At 67.2% G+C, this 20530-nt stretch carries 14 protein-coding genes; 3 read left to right on the forward strand and 11 right to left on the reverse strand.

Translation table 11 applies throughout. The annotated features are described in order from the left end of the window. The first annotated feature begins 3 nt into the window (after positions 1 to 3). Positions 4 to 807 (forward strand): class I SAM-dependent methyltransferase, encoded by an 804-nt coding sequence (locus WCE37_RS11455; RefSeq protein ID WP_343279490.1) that lies wholly within the window; start codon positions 4 to 6, stop codon positions 805 to 807. 54 nt (positions 808 to 861) lie between these two features. On the opposite strand, the gene WCE37_RS11460 is transcribed toward WCE37_RS11455, so the two are convergent. The 3 genes from WCE37_RS11460 to WCE37_RS11470 form a co-directional block, all read right to left on the reverse strand. Continuing rightward, positions 862 to 3081, reverse strand: coding sequence for a reprolysin-like metallopeptidase (locus WCE37_RS11460; RefSeq protein WP_343279491.1), 2220 nt, complete (start codon positions 3079 to 3081; stop codon positions 862 to 864). Positions 3082 to 3384: 303 nt separating this feature from the next. Then, the gene (locus WCE37_RS11465; protein WP_343279492.1) at positions 3385 to 4017 is read right to left on the reverse strand and encodes a CoA transferase subunit B; all 633 of its coding nucleotides are present in this window, start codon (positions 4015 to 4017) and stop codon (positions 3385 to 3387) included. Further along, on the reverse strand, positions 4017 to 4766 hold the full coding sequence (locus WCE37_RS11470) for a CoA transferase subunit A (protein WP_343279493.1): 750 nt from the start codon (positions 4764 to 4766) through the stop codon (positions 4017 to 4019). The genes WCE37_RS11465 and WCE37_RS11470 overlap by 1 nt, the downstream gene beginning before the upstream one ends. Before the next feature lie 348 nt (positions 4767 to 5114). Here WCE37_RS11470 and WCE37_RS11475 point away from each other — a divergent pair, with 348 nt between their 5' ends. Further along, on the forward strand, positions 5115 to 6815 hold the full coding sequence (locus WCE37_RS11475) for a hypothetical protein (protein WP_343279494.1): 1701 nt from the start codon (positions 5115 to 5117) through the stop codon (positions 6813 to 6815). Positions 6816 to 6847: 32 nt separating this feature from the next. Beyond that, positions 6848 to 7840, forward strand: coding sequence for a glycosyltransferase family 2 protein (locus WCE37_RS11480; RefSeq protein ID WP_343279495.1), 993 nt, complete (start codon positions 6848 to 6850; stop codon positions 7838 to 7840). Here WCE37_RS11480 and WCE37_RS11485 read toward each other — a convergent pair. From WCE37_RS11485 to WCE37_RS11520, 8 genes are read right to left on the reverse strand one after another with little or no spacing between them, the layout of a single operon-like run. Continuing rightward, entirely contained in the window at positions 7837 to 10989 is a 3153-nt protein-coding gene (locus WCE37_RS11485) for a glycosyltransferase (RefSeq protein ID WP_343279496.1), read from the reverse strand. The genes WCE37_RS11480 and WCE37_RS11485 overlap by 4 nt on opposite strands. Continuing rightward, a complete protein-coding gene (locus WCE37_RS11490) occupies positions 10986 to 12371 on the reverse strand; it encodes an ABC transporter ATP-binding protein (protein ID WP_343279497.1) in 1386 nt (461 codons plus the stop codon). The genes WCE37_RS11485 and WCE37_RS11490 overlap by 4 nt, the downstream gene beginning before the upstream one ends. Next, a complete protein-coding gene (locus WCE37_RS11495; protein ID WP_343279498.1) occupies positions 12361 to 13209 on the reverse strand; it encodes an ABC transporter permease in 849 nt (282 codons plus the stop codon). Before WCE37_RS11495 ends, WCE37_RS11490 begins: the two co-directional genes overlap by 11 nt. 18 nt (positions 13210 to 13227) lie before the next feature. Continuing rightward, the gene (locus WCE37_RS11500) at positions 13228 to 13749 is read right to left on the reverse strand and encodes a hypothetical protein (protein WP_343279499.1); all 522 of its coding nucleotides are present in this window, start codon (positions 13747 to 13749) and stop codon (positions 13228 to 13230) included. A gap of 50 nt (positions 13750 to 13799) precedes the next feature. Then, positions 13800 to 16121 (reverse strand): glycosyltransferase family 2 protein, encoded by a 2322-nt coding sequence (locus WCE37_RS11505; RefSeq protein WP_343279500.1) that lies wholly within the window; start codon positions 16119 to 16121, stop codon positions 13800 to 13802. After that, complete coding sequence (locus tag WCE37_RS11510) at positions 16118 to 18412, reverse strand: glycosyltransferase family 2 protein (RefSeq protein WP_343279501.1); 2295 nt, start codon at positions 18410 to 18412, stop codon at positions 16118 to 16120. Before WCE37_RS11510 ends, WCE37_RS11505 begins: the two co-directional genes overlap by 4 nt. After that, positions 18409 to 19335 (reverse strand): hypothetical protein, encoded by a 927-nt coding sequence (locus tag WCE37_RS11515; RefSeq protein ID WP_343279502.1) that lies wholly within the window; start codon positions 19333 to 19335, stop codon positions 18409 to 18411. Before WCE37_RS11515 ends, WCE37_RS11510 begins: the two co-directional genes overlap by 4 nt. Then, positions 19332 to 20528 (reverse strand): cystathionine gamma-synthase, encoded by a 1197-nt coding sequence (locus WCE37_RS11520; protein WP_343279503.1) that lies wholly within the window; start codon positions 20526 to 20528, stop codon positions 19332 to 19334. The genes WCE37_RS11515 and WCE37_RS11520 overlap by 4 nt, the downstream gene beginning before the upstream one ends. Positions 20529 to 20530 lie beyond the last annotated feature (2 nt).

Here is a 20530-nt window from a genome sequence, read left to right on the forward strand (position 1 = left end):
ACCATGAACCTCGAACCTACCGGCGAGCGGATGATCCTGGAGCACTACAAGTCCTCGCCCGAGGACTATGTGATCTACCTGCTCCACATCGCGACCTACGATTTCGCCGAACAGTACACGGCCGGCAAGCGCGTCCTCGACTATGGCTGCGGCAGCGGATACGGCGCGGCAAGGATCGCGCGCAACGCCGCGCATGTCACTGCGGTTGACGTTGCCCAGGATGCCGTCGACTACGCCCGCTCGCAGCACCAGGCCGACAACCTCCGGTTCGACCGCATCGACCCCACCCGCCCGCTGCCCTTCGCCGACGCCTCGTTCGACACCGTGCTGTCATTCCAGGTGTTTGAACACGTGCAGGACACCAGCGGCTACCTGTCGGAGATCAGGCGCGTGCTCACCCCCGGTGGCAGGCTTGTCCTGGTCACGCCCGACCGCAGCACCCGGCTGCTCCCGCTGCAGAAGCCGTGGAACCGCTGGCACCTGAAGGAATATGACTCCGCCGGCCTCCGCAGAAGGGTGGAGCGTTATTTTCCTTCGGTCGAAACGCTGCACATGAGCGGACGTCGCGACGTCATCGACATCGAGCTGCGACGCTGCAATCGCCTGAGATGGCTGGCGCTCCCGTTCACCCTGCCCTTCATTCCCGACCGGGCACGGGTCGCGATGCTCAATGCGGTGCACGCGGTGCGCGACCGCGGCGCCAAGCCGACCCAAGCCCTGGAGTTCGATTTCGACGAATCCGTGATCAGCATCGGCAAGGACCTGTCGCCTTCGCTCAACCTGATCATTGTTGCCACGAAGGACTGACGGCGCCCCGAAGGCGCCGTCGGTCCACTGCGTAACCGTGCCGCGACGGATCCCTCAGCGCAGGGGGCGCCAACCGGATGGATAGGTGCCGAAGCGGACGGAGTTGAATCCGTTGCCATTGCCGGTCCACATGAAGAGATCGCCCAAGGTGCTGGTCCACACCGGGTCCTCCTTTCCGTCACCGCCGAAATCACCCGTGGCGCCGACCCAGTAGCCGGGGCCGACGCCCGAGATCAGTCCGGTGCGTACCACGCTCCTGCCGTTCATGATCCGATAGCTGAACTGGCGGGTCGTCGGATTGTGGAACAGCAGGTCCGAGCGGCCATCGCCGTCGACATCACCGGGGCCAACCACCGCCCAGCCAGCCGGATAGGTGCCGAACCTCGCCGAGGTGAACGTGTTGCCATTCCCGGTCCACATGAACAGGTCCTTCGCCGGACTCGTCCAGACGATGTCGGCAAGCCCGTCGCCATTGAAATCTCCCGCAGCCGCCACGTAATAACCGGGGCCGACGCCGGAGATCAAACCCGAACGCGTCACGCTCGTGCCGTTCATGACGCGGTAGCTGAACTGTCGCGTCGCGGGGTTGTGGAACAGCACGTCGCTTCTGCCGTCGCCATCGACATCGGCGGCACCCACCACCGACCAGCCCGCCGGATACGTGCCGAACTTCACCGATGCGAACGTGTTGCCGTTTCCGGTCCACATGTACAGGTCGCGCGCCGGACTTGTCCAGACGATGTCGGCCAGGCCGTCGCCGTTGAAGTCCCCGGTGGCTGCCACGTAGTAACCCGGGCCGACGCCGGAGATCAGCGCCGTGCGCACCACGCTCGTGCCGTTCATGATGCGGTAGCTGAACTGCCGCGTGGCGGCATTGTGGAACAGCAGATCGGACTTGCCGTCGCCATTGATGTCGTTGTGCACGTATCCGCCCGAAACCACCGCGTTCCGGAACGCAGCGATCAGCGGCGTCGTGGCCCGCAGGCTGCGTGCGTTGTCGGCCTCGTTGGCAACGCCGCATGCGCGGCCGCCGCAGAAAGTCGACTGTGGGTTGGAGAAGATGCGATACGCAGTCTGCCCGGCATCGCCGTAGGACATCACGGTGTAGAAATCGCCGTTCGCTGCCGTGGTCTTGAGGCCGAAGGAGTACGGATAGCGTCCGTATCCGATCTCGCCCTTGTCGTCCTCTGCCGCTTCCTTGTCGTGCTGCGAACCCATGTTGTGGCCAAGCTCGTGGACCAGGGTTTCGTCGCGGCAATAGTGGCCGTTGTCCGGTGCCTGCATGCCGTTGGAATCGCTGATCACCGAATAGCCGAACTTCTCGTAGACCGGCGTGATAGCGGTCTGGTTGCCGCCGACCAGCCACGCGATTCCGCAGCCTTCGTGGTCGCCGTCGCGGAAACGACGGACAAGCGATACCAGATCGGCACCGTAGGTCTCGCGCGCAGCGCGCAGCGGCTGCAGCGACGCGGGGACGGTCACATTGGACCCGCCATCACTGCCGGTGAGCTGCTCGATGGCGGTCTTGTTGGTGCCCGAATCGGTGTAGTTGACCTGGAGCGACCCGACCAAGCGCAGGTTGACCGCCACGTTGCTGTTGGCAAATGCCTGGTTGCCCACGGTGATGATGTGGTTGAGTCGGGTCTGCCCCTGCGACACGCCGCCGAGCATGGAAACAAAGCCCGGCGTATAGCCGAGCAGCACGTCGATGGTGGTGCCGCCGATCGCCGCCTGCGCCGGCGCGCCTTCGGTGCCAGCCGCCCGCACGGAGGCCGAAGCCGCCGACACCAGCGATGCCGCGGTCACGGCGTCCTCGTCGTCCACAGGCGACGGAATGCTGAAGTCCGGCCCCGTGATCCCCGCGCGGATGCGCTTCTGAAGCGGCGACAGCACATTGCGATCGGTCGTTGCCAACCAGGTCTGGCCGGCGCTGGTGGTCAGGCGCAGGGTGTCGCCCTCGCCGTAGGGGACCACGCCGAACACGGCCTGTTCGCCAAAGGTCAGGATGGCGTCGATACCGTTCCGATCGCGGCCGATCCAGCTCCAGTCACCACTGGGATGCTCGACGTGGCGCTCGTACTGCAGCGCTACCCGGCTCCCGTCGGGGCCGGTCAGGAACAGCGTGCCGCCGATCGCCTCCAGCGCATGCGCCTCGCTCACCCGCGCGGGGTAGAACGTGTGCGCGCCCCTGCGCTCGGGCAGGCGCACGTGATCGTATCCGACCAGGTCGCCGCGGTTGGGATAGGCGGCAATCGCATCCCCGGCACGAACCACGGACAGCCTCGGGCCCGGATTTCCGGGTTGCAGTCCCGCCGCAGCAGTCGCGGCTTGTCCGGCTTCGACCGTGACCGCTGTTACTGCGACATCGGTCGTGCCGGCAGGGGTTGTTGGGGATTCGGGCGCGCAGGCTGCCAGCAGAGTGATTGCCAGCGCAGTGACCAGGAAAGGCGTTGAACGAGGGGCCATGGGTCCGGGCTCGGGGTACAGGGTCTTAAAGACTACCCTTGCGTGGGCTTCGCTGCAGCGTTCGCCCGTGAGCGGGGCGTCCGAATCGCGCTCCACGCCCCCAAGGCCCATTCAGTCAACCATGAAGGCGACGCCCGTGCACTCTCTCAGCCGGGCCTCGTCCACGCCCTCGGCGGTTTCCAGAAGCTTCAGCCCTTCGGGCGTGACGTCGAACACCGCCAGGTCGGTGATGATCCGGCCGACCACCCCGACGCCGGTCAGGGGCAGGGTGCACTCGGGCAGGATTTTCGGGTCGCCGTTTTTCGTGCAGTGCTCCATCAGCACCACCACCCGCTTCACGCCGGCCACAAGGTCCATGGCGCCACCCATGCCCTTGACCATCTTGCCGGGCACCATCCAGTTGGCGAGGTCGCCACGGCCGGTGACCTCCATGGCGCCGAGGATGGCCAGGTCGATGTGGCCGCCGCGAATCATCGCGAATGAATCATGGCTGCCGAAGTAGCTGGCGCCCTTGCGTGCGGTGACGGTCTGCTTGCCGGCGTTGATCAGGTCGGCATCGATCTCGTCTTCGCTCGGGAACGGGCCGATGCCAAGCAGACCGTTCTCCGACTGCAGCCACACGTCCACGTCCTCCGGAATGTGGTTGGCGACCATCGTCGGCAGGCCGATGCCGAGATTCACGTACATGCCGTCGGCGAGTTCGCGCGCGGCACGCGCCGCCATCTGGTCGCGGGTCCAGGCCATTACTTGCCTCCTTCGCGCACGGTGCGCTGCTCGATGCGTTTCTCGGGCGCAGCGTTGACCACGATGCGATCGACGTAGATTCCGGGCAGGTGGACCTGGTCCGGGTCGAGATCACCCAACTCCACCAGCTCCTCCACCTCGACCACGCAGATTTTTCCAGCCATCGCGCAGGCCGGGTTGAAGTTGCGCGCGGTCTTGCGGAACACGAGGTTGCCGGCCGTGTCGGCCCTCCAGGCCTTGACCAGCGAAAGGTCGGCGATCAGCGCAGTCTCCATCACGTAGTGCTTGCCGTTGAACTCGCGGGTTTCCTTGCCGTCCGCGACCACGGTGCCGTAGCCGGTAGCGGTGAAGAACGCCGGGATCCCCGCGCCGCCAGCGCGCAGGCGCTCGGCCAAGGTGCCCTGCGGGTTGAACTCGAGTTCAAGCTCGCCACCCAGGAACTGGCGCTCGAACTCCTTGTTTTCACCTACGTAGGACGAAATCATCTTGCGGATCTGCCGCGTTTCCAGGAGCTGGCCAAGGCCGAAGCCGTCGACGCCGGCATTGTTGGAGATGGCGGTGAGGCCCTGCACTCCAGAATCACGCAGGGCCGCGATCAGCGCTTCCGGGATCCCGCACAGACCAAAGCCGCCGACAGCGAGAACCTGGCCATCCGCCACGAGGCCGGCCAGGGCCGTGGCGGCATCCGGATAGTGCTTGCTGCCGGTGCTGGGGGATGGTGTATGCGTGTGCACTGCTTCATCGAGCATGGCGATTTGCGTCCATTGGATCCGGAACCGGGAGTCTAACCCCCCGCTCTCACAGGCCGGCACTGCCCTTTGGTGCCATTTCCACTTGGCAGTTCGCGCTGCTGGACGATGACGGCTAAAATCCGCGGCAGCACGGAAACACTGGTCCGGGCCATCACGGGGCCGCCAAGGGCCAACGCACGCACCCGGGTCGTACGGAAGTTGCCACACGGATTGGCACGAACGAGAGGCTTCGTCCCGACTCCATGACGCACAATATGGAATCGGAGCGGTCAGCGCGATGGCTCGAGCAGCTGCCCCCTCGGCTGGACCATGGTCGGGACGACGAGGAATGGAAACGATATGCAGGTGAGCCAAGACATGACAGGAACGATGCCACCGGGCGGTATGCAAGGTACCTCCACGCGGTGGCGTGATCTTCTGCTGGCGCTGGCAATCGCGTTGTTCTCATTCGGAAGCGCCTGGATATCCCTGGAGGACACCGCCCTGGGCGTTTCGCCCGACGAGTGGGCACACGCGACCTATGTGCACGAAATCGCAACCGAGGGACGCCTGATCCCGGACTACGCAGGTTCGCAGATCCTGCCCGGCGAGTCCCGGGGCAACTACCTGAACCATCCACCTCTCTACTACAGCGTACTTGGCCTGACCGGTCGCGCGCTCGGTTGGGCCGTAGTGGCTGATTACGGGAATTATCGGGCGCTGAGCGCAGTGATGGCCGCTTTGGGCATTTTTCTGTGGATGCTGACCGGACGCGGACTCGGGATGCCGACGTCTTGGCTGATCGCCATCGCCGCCGCGACCAACGCGATACCGATGGTTCCGTTCCTGGCGGGAAGCATCAACAACGACAACCTGGCCTACCTGGGGGTTGCGATCGCATTCTACGGGCTGGTCCAGCTGAGGTACTGGCCGCGGATCGCGCCGTACATCGGCGCGCTCGGCGTTCTCACGACCTTTCTCAGCAAGGCTACCGCGGCCCTTTTCCTGTGCCTGTTTTTCGTGATCTGGGCCCTGCCGCAGTTGCGCCATGCCTCGAGCCCTCTGCGCAACCGGCATCTGCTGGCGGCTCTGGCTGGCGTTGCCCTGATCAGCAGCGCCTACTACCTCTATGCGATTTTCGCCTATGGCTCGCCGTTCCCCAATGCGATGGCGCTGTACCCCCCCAATCCACCGGCACACCCGTTGTCATTCTGGTCGTTCGCAGCCGAGTTCACCCGGCAGATGATGGGACGACTGCCGACAATCACTTCCCACGCTTCCCTGTCGCCGCTGGACGGATGGGGAGTGTTGTTCTGGGTAATGCTGGCAGCGCCGCTCTTGGCTTGGCTGCTGAGCGCCTACAGGAGCCGGCGCGCTCCTGATGCCTGGATGACCAATGCCTTCATGCTGGCACTCGCGACCTCCGTGCTGGCCCATGTCCTGGTTGTCTGGAACTCGCATCTGAACGCCGGAGTTCTTTCGGGAATGCAGCCGCGCTACTACGGCTATGCGTTGCCGGCAATTTTCATTTTCTGCTTCCTTCAGAGCCGCAACGCCGCAGCTGGCAAGGCACTGCTGGCGACGTTCGCGCTCGCAGCAGCCCTGCTGCTGAGCGTCGCGCCCTCGATGACTACCCGACTGCAGGTACGCGCACAGCTGGCTGCGAATGTCGAAGCCCTCCGTTACCCTGCCGCCACCGGGGTCACACCGCTTGATGTCCAGCTCAATCTCAACGGCGCCCAGGCCGGCTACGTGGACAGCATCACGGTGTCGGACGGCACGGCAAGATTGCGGGGGTGGGCGGCCAACAAGGCCGATCTCACGCCGGCTCCAGGCATCCTGGTGCTCACGGATGGCCAGGTCGTAGGCACTGCGCGAACCGGCAAGCCCAGGCTGGATGTCGCAGAGGCGCTCGGTTCAAAGCCCTTGGCGAGCTCGGGCTTCCAGTTCAGCATCGACAATCTTCCCCCGGGCACCACCCCGTGCGACATCCGGCTGCTGGCCGAACAGAGCGACGGCTCGATGGCACAGCTGTCGCATGCAGGATGTGCGCCGCCGGCCCCGTGAGCGCGCCCACACCCATCTGAACCAGGAACACCATGAAACTGATCATCCAGATCCCCTGCCTCAACGAGTCAGGCACCCTTGCCATCGCGATCGCAGCGCTGCCGCGTGAAGTCGCCGGCTTCGATGCGGTGGAGTGGCTGGTGATCGACGACGGCTCGACCGACGGCACCGCGGAACTCGCGCTCAGCCTCGGCGTCGACCACGTGGTCCGCCATCCGGTCAACCGCGGCCTGGCCGCCGCCTTCATGACCGGCATGGACACCTGTCTCTCGCTGGGGGCCGACGTCATCGTCAACACCGACGCCGACAACCAGTACGAAGCCCGCGACATTCCCCAGCTGACCGTGCCGATCCTGGCCGGCGAGGCCGACATGGTCATCGGCGCGCGGCCGATCAGCGAGACCGAGCACTTCTCCTGGATCAAGAAGAAGCTGCAGCACCTCGGCAGCTGGGCGGTGCGCATGGCAAGCAAGACCGACGTCGCAGATGCCCCCAGCGGCTTCCGTGCGATTTCGCGCGAAACCGCGATGCGGCTCAACGTGTTCAACCCCTACACCTACACGCTCGAGACCATCATCCAGGCCGGGCAGAGCAACATGCGGATCGCTTCGGTACCCGTCCGCACCAACGAGGACCTGCGCCCTTCGCGCCTGGTGAAGAGCATCTCGAGCTACGTGCGGCGCTCGCTGGTGACGATCTTCCGCGTGTTCGTCACATATCGCCCGATGTTCTTCTTCTTCTGGCTGGCCGTGCTGCTGGCCGCGCCGGGCGTGCTGATCGGCGTCCGGTTCGTGTACCACTACCTCAGCGGGCAGGGCGGCGGCCATGTGCAGTCGCTGATCCTCGCGTCGCTGCTGCTGACCCTGTCCGCGCTGGCCGCAATGTGCGGACTGCTCGCGGACCTGATCGCCACCAACCGCAAGCTGCAGGAGCGCATCCGCGTGGACTTGCTGCGGGCCCGGCTGGCACAGGGCCAGGCCGATACGCGGCTCGTCCAGTCCCGGGGCGTGGTGGAAGCGCGCTAGCCGTTTCCGCCATGGCGGGCCAGGCGCTCCGCCACGCTCGCGTACGGTGTGTCGTCCACCACCGGCGCGATCGCTTCCCACACCGCCTGCGGCGAGAAGCGCGCGCTGATGAAGTCCTGGCCAGCTTTCGATGCCTGCATCCACCACGCATCGTCGTCGGCCGCTCGCACGAGCGCATCCACCATTTCCACCGCGTCGTCGGCCACGGCCAGGCAGGCGGCGTCGCGAAGGCCCTGCGCGCCCACCGATGTGGTGACACAGGGCACGCCCAGGTGCATCGCCTCGAGCACCTTGCCCTTCATGCCTGCGCCGAAGCGGAGCGGCACCACGACCGCGCGCGCGCGCGCATAGGCGGCGACGAGATCGGACTCGGAAACGGCACCGGCAACCTCGATCCCGTCATCCGCAAGGGCAAGCATCCGCTCGCTGGGATTTGCGCCTATGACCACCAGCCGCAGGTTCGCGCGTTCACGCCGCACCAGCGGCCAGACTTCTTCGGCAAACCAGGTGATGCCATCGGCGTTTGGGGCATGCTGGAACCCGCCGACGAACAGCACCGTGTCGCGGCCGTGCAGCACCTCGTGTGAGGCTTCGGGCAGCGGGGCTGGCGCATCGTATGCGAACAGCGGGATGGTCGCGGCGTCTCCGCGCGCGCCGTTGGCCTGTTGCCATTCCCTGACGCAGGCGGTCTCGTCGACGGACGGATACAGGACCAGGTCGGCTTCCACCCAGATGCGCCGCTCCATCTCCTGCATCATCTTCATGCCAACGCCGGCGGCGTCGCCGCCGTCGCCAAGCACTTCGCGCTCGCGCTGCAGGCGCAGGTAATGCACGTCGTGCCCGTAATACAGGACGCTCGCGTCCGAGTGGCGGCGGATATCGTTGATCGTGTCGCTGGCAACGTGCGGCCGGCTCAGGACCACGTAGTCGAGGTAGCGGCCGTTGGCCTGCATCCACGCTTCAAAGTCCCGGCCGCCGGCACCGTTGCCCACCACTTCGATGGCGTGCATCGACAGCAGGTCCAGGTGCCGCTGGTCGTTCTCGCGCTGGTGGCTCCAGAACTTGACCTCCAGGCCATGCAGCCAGAGCTGGCGCATGAACTGCCACATCGCCCGCGACCCGGCGTCGACGTCGGTGTGCGGCGGCAGGGCGTCGACCACCAGGACCATTTTCTTGAGCTGCGCGCGGCTGCGGGCCAGCAGCACGTGCTCCCCGGGCGCGACCTGGGCACGCTGCAGTTCGGTCGCCCAGCGCTCGCGGAACACCTGGTGGTTGCGCGCCTGCCAGGACTTTCCACCCCCACCGACGTCAGTGCCGTGCGACAGCCCCTCCTGGTGCACGACCACGGAGCCGGACTGGTAATAGGTGCGCAGCCCGCGCTCGCGCAGGCGGAACGCGAGGTCGGTGTCTTCGTAATAGGCCGGTGCGTAGCGCTCATCGAAGCCGCCAAGCTCGCGGAACACACCGGTCCGCAGCATGATCGAAGCCCCGGATACGTAGTCCACTTCACGCACCGAAGCGTGGGCGGGATCGCTCGCATCGCCATCGCGGCCGATATTGCAGCCGCTGCCGTCGGACCAGACGATGCCGCCCGCCTCCTGCAGCCGGCCGTCCGGATACACCAGCATCGAACCCGCCATGCCGCAGTCCTGGAAAAGGGCAAACGAACGCAGCAGCCCGTCCAGCCAGCCGGGCCTGACGACCGTGTCGTTGTTGAGCAGGTGCACGTACTCGCCGCGCAGCAGCGGCAGCGCGGCGTTGACCGAGCGCAGGAAGCCGAGGTTGGCGTCGTTGCGCCGGTAGCGGAGGCCGGGCACGGTCGCGAAGCGGTCCATCTCGGCTTCACCCGAGGCGTCTTCAACCAGGATCACTTCGTACGGGACGGCGCAGCCGGCCCCACGTATCGACTCGAGGCAGGCCCGCGTCTGCTCGAACTTGCCGTACGAAGTCACCAGGATCGACACCAGCGGTGCCTCGTGCGCTTCGAAGTCCAGCCCGGTGACCGGGACGCCGGTGCGCGACGCCAGCACTGCCACGGCGTCGGCGGAAGTGGGCGCCATGTCGGCGAGCCCTGCTTCGAGAACCGCCGCCCAGGCAGAGTCTTCCCGCGCGCGGACCTCTGCGCTGGCCAGTGCACGCCGCGCTGCATCCAGCGCGACACGGGTGCCCGCAGCCTCGGATTCGAGCGCGGCGATCCGCAGGTTCGCCTGGTGGTGGACGGCGGCCAGCGACTGCAGTTCGGCCAGCACGTTGCCTGCCGCCCTGTTCCTGGCATCGACCATGGTGTCGTATTCCGCGATGGCATCGGCGAAGGCAGCGGTACGCAACTGATCCAGCGCCGCTGGCGGCACGACGACGATCTCGTAGACCTCGTTCGCCGGCAAGGCCATGCGCGCAAGCTCGCGCATGCTTCCGGTATCGATTGCCACCACGCACGCCGAACCAAGCTCGCCGGGCTCGGCGTTCCGGCTGCGGCTGAGTCCCGCGTAGAGCATGCCGCCAACACCGAATGCCAGGCCTCGCACATAGCCATCCAGCTCGAGCGCCCCGACCGCCTCGAACCCGCGGTAGCTGCGCAGCGTGCGCGCCTCCGAGTCGCACAGCCACAGGAGGCCTGCGTGTGACACCAGCGAATGCGGCTGGCACAGGCCGGCAACCAGCACTTCGCCGGTTTCGACGTCAAAGACCTCCCCGGCCCCGCGCGTGGCGCCCTTGTAGCCCCTTTGCGTGGCAAAGCGCCCGAACCTGGAGGCCAGCAGGCGACCTTCGTGCATGCACACGGAATTGATGTGCTGCGAATCCTCCTCGCCCGGGAACGCCCAGTTCCGCAGGGTGGCGAAATCCGCGTCCAACTCGAGGATTGCGTTGGCCTGGGTTGCCACGACGTGGATACGGTCGCCGTGCCGGCGGACGTCGTGGAGATCCAGGGAACGGTCTGCCAGCTTCACCCGTATCGATTCACCGCCGCGCAACCAGCGCAGCTCGGCGATGCCTTCGGCCTGCCTGGCCAGCACCGCGCCGGTCGGCACGAGCGACATGCCGACCGTGTCCACCCGTGACCAGCGCTCGACCCCGGTCGGCCCGAGCAGGAACACGCCGCCTCCATTGACCGACGACACCAGCAGCCGCTCGGCGGGCCAGCCGCTCACTGCATCACCCGGATCCCGCCGGTGCGCGCTTCGAAACCGAAGCCGGCCTCCATGTCGGCGACGCCTTCGGCGTGGTTGAGCTCGCCGGTCACGGTGAGTATCAGCACGTCGGTCCTGCGGTCGATGGCATGGATCTCATGGCCGTCCTCGTCCAGCTGCGATACGCCGACGGTCACGAAATACTGCCCGCGCAGCAGGGCACAGCGGAGGCCGAACTCCGCGACGAGGGTCGTGCCGGCATCGCAGCCGTACAGTTCGCCGCGCGAGACCATGGTGTTGGAGCTGTAGACCACCACCCCGGTAACCGTGAGCACGCGCAGGCCGAAGATCAGGCGATCCATTGCTTCGGGCGCGTGGTAGCGCACCAGCATGCGGAAGGGCTCGCGCGCGGGCACCATCGGGCCGTTGCCGTGCCCGCCGACCACCATGCAGTCCACGGTCCGCACGCGCCCGTCGCCGAGGCGCGTCTCGTCGCGGTTGTATCCGGGTCGGGTCGCCATCAGCTCGCGCGGGCCGGCGGCCATGAAGGCTTCGATCTCTGCACGGTCCAGGTCCGCCTGCGTGGCTTCCACCTTCGCGCCCGTCCCTGTCGCCGCGGCACCTTCAACCACCGCTTCGTCGGACGCAGGCGCCGCGTCATCCTGCAGTTCGCCGAACACCACTTTCAGGTACTGCTTCACCGCCGGCTGGGTATCGCCGTCGAACACCAGCCGTCCGCCGTCCAGGACGATGCCCCGGTCGCAAAGCTGCAGGATGGAGTCGACCGCATGCGTGACGAACAGCAGCGTGCAGCCTTCCTGGCGCATCTGCTCGATCCGCTTGAAGCATTTGCGCTGGAAATAGATGTCGCCGACCGACAGTGCTTCATCCACGATCAGCACGTCGGGATCGGTATGCACCGCGACGGCGAAGGCGAGGCGCATGAACATACCGCTCGAATATGTCTTCACCTGCTGTTCGACGTGGCTGCCAATCTCGGCGAAGGCGAGGATCTGGTCCATGCGCTCGTCGATCTGCCGCTGGGTCAGGCCAAGCAGGCTGGCATTCATGCGCACGTTCTCGCGCCCGGTGAACTCGGGGTTGAAGCCGGCGCCTAGTTCGAGCAGCGCAGCGATCCGCGCCGACACCTGCAGCTCGCCACTGCTGGGCCGGAGGATCCCCGCGATGATCTGCAGCAGGGTCGACTTGCCGGATCCGTTGCGGCCGATCACGCCGATGCTTTCGCCGCGGCGGATGTCGAGATTGATGTCGCGCAGCGCGTGGAACTGCTTCACCGGCTTCAGCGACGGCGCCAGCACGTGCAGCAGCTGCTGGTAGGGCTTGTCGAACATCGGGAACGACTTGCCGATGCCGCTCAGGCGGATGACCGTCTCAGACGACATCTGCGAACCCCCGGCTGCTGACCCGGAACCAGGCGTAGCACAGGTACAGCACCACCACGCTGGCCACGCCGCGCCAGGCCAGCCCGCTCCAGTCGGGCAGCCGTCCCCAGAGAGCGACTTCACGCACCTGGTCGATGAAGAACGTCAGCGGATTGAGCTGGAACACGAGCTGGTATTTCTCGGACAGGGCGTCCACCGGAACAATCGCCGAAGACAGGAACAGCAGCGCGGTGACCACCACCGGCATGGCCTGGCTGAGATCACGCAGGTAGACGCCCAGCGACGACAGCAGCCAGCCCATCGCCACTCCAAGCAGCGCCAGCGGCAGGACGACCACCGGAACCAGGAAGATCCACGGCGAGAACGTGCCCGCCAGTATCGTCGCCAGCACTGCGAATACCAGCACGTTGGCCACCAGGTGGAAGGCCGCCGAGAGCATCACCGTCCACGGCAGGATGTGCAGCGGGAAAACGATGCGCTTGACGTAATTCGCGTTGTCGACCATCAGCCGCGGCGAGCGGCCGAGGCATTCGGCGAAAAAGCCGTGCACCATGATTCCGAGAAACAGCACCACGCCGAACGGCGCATCACCCCCTGACGCCTGTTGCCAGCGGCTGCCCAGGATTTCCCCGAATGCGACCGTGTAGATCATCAGCATCATCAGCGGACCCAGCAGGGACCACAACAGCCCGAAGGTGGCGCCGCGGTAGCGACCGAGGATGTCGCGCAGGACCAGTTCGCGGGTGAGGTCGCGATAGGCCCCCAGGGCGGAGAATGGCGCCAGAAGTCGCGCCCACCACCATCCCTGCCCGCGACTCATGACGACGGGATCAGACATCGGCGTGGCCGGCTGCCGTCACTCGATCACCAGCCTGGTCCGGAGGTCGCAGTGCGCGGACGTCGCCGGGTCCGTGACCACCGACAGGTCATAGCTGCCAGCGGGGATGCCGGCAAGGTCGAGCCGCAGGTTGAAGCCCGCCTGGGCGAGCGCCTCGCTGCCAAGCGCTGCGGCAACGTCCGGACGGTTGGCGCCGGCGACCAGCGGGACGGCATGGCTGTCCGCGCCGTTGCCGAACACGAACAGCGCGCCTTCCGGAACCTGCTTTTCGGCGTCAGCCGCCCAGCCGCCGAACACGGCGACATCGGAACCCGGAAGGGTCACGACCTCGCCACGCTGGCCGTTCGCGGAATCGAGCGCGCAATATCCGCTGGTCGGGGCATCGGCGGCCATCGCATACGGGGCCGGTACGACGTCGACAGCGGGGACGGCGGCGGCGGCGGCCGGCGGTGCGGTGTCGGCGCTGGTCTGGGGATCGGCGCCGCAGCCCGCGATGAGCACCGCTGCGATCGCGGGAGCCATCAGGATCATCTTCTTCATAACGTCTCCGGAAAAATTGGACAGGTGTCGGAAACCGGGAACCATGCGCCTCAGTCGCCGCGGGATCGCAGCAACGGACCCGGCCATGTCGTGCGCGGCGGGAAAGCCAGCTGGTACAGCTCGTCGGTCACGCTGTGGTTGTTGCTGTAGGCGGGATCGTACTGCAAGGCCTCGCCCCAGCGGTCGCGCATGTACACCACTTCGCCGTTGAACCGCCCCGCCTTTTCGGGCGAATTCTCGTAGCCACGGGTGGCTGACTCGTGGTGGTAGAGCTCGGCGAAGGGCGTCCAGATATTGCGGTAGCCGGCTTCGCGCAGGCGCAGGCAGAAATCGACGTCGTTGAAGGCAACGCTGAGCTGCGGGTCCAGGCCGCCGATGCGCTCGAAAGCCTCGCGTGAAACCACCATGCACGCGGCTGTGACCGCGCTCAGCTCCTGGATCAGGCGCGCGCGGCTCATGTGCCCCGGATAGCCGCGCCCATGTCCGGAATAGGCGTGCGCGGCCACGCCGTGCGCGCCGATGATCACCCCGGCGTGCTGGATGGTGTCGTTGGGGTAGTACAGCATCGCGCCCACTGCACCGACCCCCGGTCGACACGCATGCGCCGCCATTTCCTCGAGCCAGTCTGGACTGATGACGGTGATGTCGTTGTTCATCAGGCACAGGAGCGCGCCCCGGGCCTCGGCAGCGGCACGGTTGTTGATTTCGGAATAGTTGAACGGCGCGTCGTGCGCGATCACCCGCACCCGAGGCTCGTCGGCCAGCGAGGCGAAGTAGTCGCGTGTCGCTTCTTCGCGCGACTGGTTGTCGACGACGATGATCTCGTAGCTCGGGTACGTCGTTTCCTCGAGAACGGACTCGACGCAGGCACGCAGCAGCTCGACGCGGTCCCGGGTGGGAATGATGATGCTCACCAGGGGCGCGGGCTCCGGCAGCGCATAGCGCACGCGATAGTTTCCACGCTGCCCCGGGATGTCCTCCACCCGCCCCGTCGACGAAGTCCGCTCGAGGTGTTCGCCGATCGCCCGCAGGCCGGCGTCGTGCGCGTAGTCCTTCTCCTGGGGCGCAAGCGCGGTCGAACCTTCGATCGCCCGCCAGTGATACAGCACCTTGGGGATATGCCCGATCTGGTCGGGACGGATCCGCTCGATGCAGCGCAGCGCCAGGTCCCAGTCCTGGCTGCCCTCGATGCCAATGCGAAAGCCGCCGATCTCGCGTATCAGGGCGGCGTCGTAGGCACCGAGGTGGCTGACGCAGTTGTGCGAGAGGAACAGGTCGTAGTTCCAGTCGGCCTTCATGTACGGGTCGAAGCGGCGACCTTCCGCGTCGATCTTGTCCTCGTCGGTGAACACCAGCTTCCAGTCGGGGAAGCGATTGATCGCGCCGGCCAGCTCCGCCAGCGCAGCCGGATGCAACTCGTCGTCGTGGTCGAGCAGCACCAGCCAGTCACCGGTCGCGATCCCGATCGCGCTGTTGGAAGCGGCGGAGATGTGGCCGTTCTTGTCGCGGTGGACGACCTTGATCCGCGCGTCTTCCCCGGCGAAGCGATCCAGCAGCCTGCGCACGTGGGGCGACGGCGACGCATCGTTGGCGAGGCACAGCTCCCAGTTTTCGTACGCCTGCCCGCGGACGCTGTCCACGCACCTGCGCAGCCAGCGCTCCCCGGTGTCGTAGACCGGCACGATGATCGAGAACAGCGGCTTCACCGGAAGCTCCGATGCTTCACGCCGCACGCCTTCCAGCACTTCGGGCGTCTGCGGATCGTAGAGTTCGATCCAGGTTTCGTAACCCACGCGCGCGTGGCCCTGCGGCGGGCTGGAATACAGCGCATTGAGATAGCCGGCGAACGCGGATGGACCACCGGACACCATCTTCAGCAGCAATGACCCGGCCCTGCGTACCCGCTTGCCGATGCCGGCCGGCCCCTGCAGCAACAGCGCGCGCAGCATGCTTGCCGCGGCGACCCTTCGCGTCACGCGCCGCAGGCGGAGGTCCCGGATGCGGAACTTGCAGACCGCCAGCGCGGGGTCGAAGCGCAGTCGCCGCACGTGGTTGGTGAACAGCACGATCGCCCTCCGCCTGCCGCCTCCGACGTCGCGCAGGGGCGCGTGGATCTTGTGCCGCTCGAGATCGGGATCGCCGTAGTCGGGGTAGAAATAGCTCCACATGCCGGGCCCCTGAAGCAGCTCCAGGTCGACATCGACTTCATACCAGCCCGCCTCGATCCCAGCTTCCGGCAGCAGGCAGTGGAAGCACGGGTCGTTGCCCAGGGCCTCCCAGCTGTCGCCGGCCGTATTGCGCAGGTGGTTGTGCGGCCGCAGCGGCAGCACGATGGCCCCGGCGGCCGGGGGGACCGCGTCACGTTCCTTCATCGGAGAATCCAACGTCCTTTTTCTTCGGGGGGCGATTCGACGACCACGCCCATGTGGCCAAGCCAGTGACGCAGGCCGCTGCGCGGCGGGGATGCGAGTTCGTTTGCCGCACCATGCTGCAGTGAAAGATTCGGGTTGTAGGCCGGGTCATCGTCAAGCTGGTCCCCCCAGCGCTCGACCATGAACATCACTTCGGAGTGGAAGCGCCGCTGCTTCTCCTCGCTGTCCTCGCTGCCCCGGCTGGCGGACTCGTGGTGGTAGAACTCCGCGTGCGGAGTCCACAGGTTGCGATAGCCGGCCTTGCCCAGCCGCAGGCAGAAATCGATGTCGTTGAACGCCACGGCCAGACCTTCGTCCAGGCCTCCAACTTCCAGCCATGCGGACCTGGGCACCACCAGGCAGGCGGCCGTCACCGCGGAAAGGTCCTGCGCAAGCTTCGCCCGCCCTTCCTCGCCCGCTGCGCCCCGGGGCTGGCGCGAATACACGTGCCCGGCAACGCCGCCAAGCCCGACGACGACGCCTGCATGCTGGATGGTGTCGTCCGGGTAATAGAGCATCGCGCCCACCGCACCCACGCCGGGGCGCAGCGCGTTGGCGACCATCTCTTCCAGCCAGCCCGGCGTCAGCACTTCGATGTCGTTGTTGAGCAGTGCCAGCACCTCGCCGCTGGCCTCCCCCACGGCGAAGTTGTTGATCGCGGAATAGTTGAACGGACGGTCGTAACGCAATACCCGCACCCGCGGCCGCGACTCGAGCCCGGCAAGATAGTCCAGCGCCGCGGGCTCGACCGAGCCGTTGTCCACGACCAGCAGCTCGATGTCCGGATAGGTGCTCAGCGCAAGGATGCTTTCAACGCACTGGCGCAGCAGGTCGACCCGGTCGCGCGTGGGGATGATGACGCTGACACGCGGGGCAGGCTCCGGCAGCGGCCAGCGCAGGCGCGCGCCGTCGCCAGCGGCTTCGACCGCGAGCACGCGGTCACCGAGTTGACCGGCCAGCGCGGCGCGGCGCGCCACGGCCACCGCGGCCTGGTCCGGGCCGCCGGCGTCGGGCCAGTGCGAGAGCACCAGCGGCAGGTGTCGTGGCCGCCCGCCGTTGTCGAGGCAGCGCAGCGCCAGGTCCCCGCCCACGGCCGGGGCATGGTCGGCGCGGAAGCCGCCGGCCGCGCGGACAAGGCGGGTATTGAGCAAGGCGGTGCCGCCGACGTAGTCGCGCGACAGGAACAGGCCCGGGTTCCAGGCCGGGCGGAAGCTCGGGGAATGACGCCGGCCCAGTGCGTCGATCCGGTCACAGTCGGAATACACCATGCTGGCGTCGGGATGGGCTGCCGCCGCTTCGGCAACGGCCAACAGGGCATGCGGCGCCAGCAGCGGTGCACCCTCGACCAGCCAGAGGAAGCTGCCGGCGGCGACTTCAAGCGCCCGGTTCCACGCGGCGACATCATCCGCACGTCCCGGAATTCGCCGGATGCGGCTGCTGGACGCAAGCGCGGCCTCGACGAACGGGGATCGGGAGGCTGCTTCATCACCGACCAGCAGCAGTTCCCAGTCCGGATAGCACTGCGCCTGCACCGAGCCGACGCAGTCGCGGAGCTGGTCGTCGCTCGCGCCATGCAGGGGAAGGAGCAGCGACAGCAGCGGCCGCGCCGGCATCGCACGCAGCTTGCCGCGCAACGCTTCCAGCGCCCCGCCAGGCAGGGTGTCATGTGCGCTGATCCAGGCCGGATAGGAGCCTGGCGGTTCCCGCAGGCGTCCGGCACCGCCCGACAGCAGCCATTCGCACGCCGCCTGCTTTCCTTCCGCTTGGCCCAGCTTCATGGCGTGCGCAAGCACCGCCGCGGCCGACGCCGGGAATGCGGCCGAATCCTCGGCGATCAGGTCCAGCAGCAACCCGGCCGGGTCGAGCCGTTCCATCCGCAGTCCGCGAAAATGGAACCGGCCCGCGTGCTCGCTGGGATCGAAGCGGGCCGCTCCGGCAAGCGCCGTGACCGGCACGACCGCGGCCCAAAAGCCGGGACCGTCGGGCCGCAGTTCGACGCGGCCGGCTTCGGTCCACCCGTGGCCGGTATCGAAGTACACGCAGGGCCGCTCAAGGCACTCTCCGTCGAGCTCGGCGGTTACCCGGACAATGCCGGCCTTCCGGTACTCCGGGGGTACGTCGACACTGAAATGCGGGTCATTGCCCGAAGCAAGCCAGCAACCATCCTCGAGCGGCTGCAGCTGGTTGAGCGGGTCATGATCGAGCCGCACCGGCCCCTGGCGTACCAGGACGTCCTGTGTCGCGGCGCTCACCGGCCACCTCTGCGCAGGCGTCGGAGCCAGCGGCGCCAGAAAACGTTCTCCACCGAATTGGTCACGCGATCAACCTGCTCCCGCAGTTCGTCAAGCGCGCGCCGGATGCCCTCCAGGTCGCGCGCCGACGCTTCCGCGGCAGCGGCTTCGGCGGCAACGCGCTCGGCAGCTGTGCGCTCGATGAAGGCGACGAGCCCGGCCAGCGATCGTTCCGCGGCACGTCCTTCGACCGCCGCCTCGAGGGCATCAAGCCGGGCATCAAGCCGGGCACCCAATTGCAGCTGGCCGGCAGCGACCGCCGGCAGGCCCGAGACGGTATCGATGACGTCGCCGATGCGATCGGAAGCGGATGCGAGCTCCCTTCCCAGCCGCGCGATACCGGCATGGCCAAGGGCGTGTTGCCGCGACAGGCGGTCCGCAAGCTGCGCGACGGCGTCCGCGGCAGCGGCGCCATCGGGACCGCGCTGCAGGAGCAGCTCGATACGCCGACCACCTTCGCCACCGGCAAGGCCACGGACATCGAACTCGACCGCCGGCCGGCCGTGGCCGTTCTCGATGCGCACGCCTTCGGGACCGGCATGGTCCCCGGCGCCCCCGCCAACCATCACCCGCCGCCGGAGGTCGGCCACTGTCTCTCCCGCCCACGTCATGTGCGGAATGCGATAGCTGCCGGGCACCGCCGCCGGCTCGAGCAGGATGTAGTCCATCGGCGCGGCCGGCAGGTCGAATCCCAGCTGGACGCCATCGCCAACCGCAATCACGCGGCCGGCCACCACGCGGGCATCATCGTAGCCATCGCCCACGCTGCGATAACTCAGGCGTGGTGCGGCGTCACCTTCCGGCAGCACGCCGGCGATAGCGAGTGCGAGCGCCGCGGACGCATCCGGGATGCGTCCTGGCGCCGCTTCGCGCGCATGCGTCATGGAGCAACGGCACCCAGCGCAGCGTCCAGGTCGGCCCACAGGTCGGCGACGTCTTCCACGCCCACGCTCAGTCGCACCAGGTCTTCGGCGATGCCGAGCGCCGCGCGACGCTCCACCGGCACCGAGGCGTGCGTCATCACCGCCGGATGGTTGGCAAGGCTTTCCACGCCACCCAGCGACTCCGCCAGGGTGAACAGCTCCAGGCGCTCGCAGAACCGCTGCGCGCCTTCGTAGCCGCCCTTGATGCGCACCGAGACGATGCCGCCGCTGCCGTCCATCTGCCGCGCGGCGAGCGCGTGCTGCGGGTGCGCAGCCAGGCCGGGGTAGATCACGCCCTCGACCGCGGCGTGGCGCTGCAGGCGCTCCGCCAGGACCAGCGCGCTGTCGCAGTGCGCCCGCATGCGCAGGTGCAGCGTCTTCAGGCCGCGCAGGGCGAGGAAGCTGTCGAACGGCCCCTGCACCGCGCCCACCGAGTTCTGCAGGTAGGCCAGCTTTTCAGCCAGTTCGGCGTTGTCGCCCACCACCACCATGCCGCCGACCATATCGGAGTGGCCGTTGAGGTACTTGGTGGCCGAGTGCAGCACCAGGTCGGCGCCGTGCTCCAGCGGGCGCTGCAGGATCGGCGAAGCGAAGGTGTTGTCGACCAGCATCAGCAGGCCGCGCTTGCGCGCGATCGTGGAGATCGCCTGCAGGTCGACGATCTTGAGCATCGGATTGGTCGGGGTTTCCACCCAGACCATGCGCGTCTTCGGCGTGATCGCGGCTTCGAAGGCGGCGGGGTCGGTGAGGTCGACGAAGCTGAAGTCCAGCCCCGCGCTGCGCCGGCGCACGCCTTCGAACAGGCGATAGCTGCCGCCGTAAAGGTCGTCCATGGCGATCACGTGGTCGCCGCTGTCCAGCAGCTCGAGCACGGTGGAGGACGCCGCAAGCCCCGAGGCGAAGGCGAAACCGCGGCTTCCGCCCTCGAGTCCCGCCACGCAGCGCTCATAGGCGAAGCGGGTCGGGTTGTGGGTGCGCGAATATTCGAAGCCCTGGTGGACGCCAGGGCTGGACTGGGCATAGGTCGACGTCGCGTAGATCGGCGTCATGACCGCGCCGGTCGACGGATCCGGCGACTGCCCCGCATGGATCGCCCTGGTGCCGTGGCCCCAGCCCGCGGCCTTCGCCCGGGCCTGCCCGTGATCGTCCTGCATGC

It is taken from the genome of Luteimonas sp. MJ250 (assembly GCF_039548455.1).
Classification (GTDB): domain Bacteria; phylum Pseudomonadota; class Gammaproteobacteria; order Xanthomonadales; family Xanthomonadaceae; genus Luteimonas.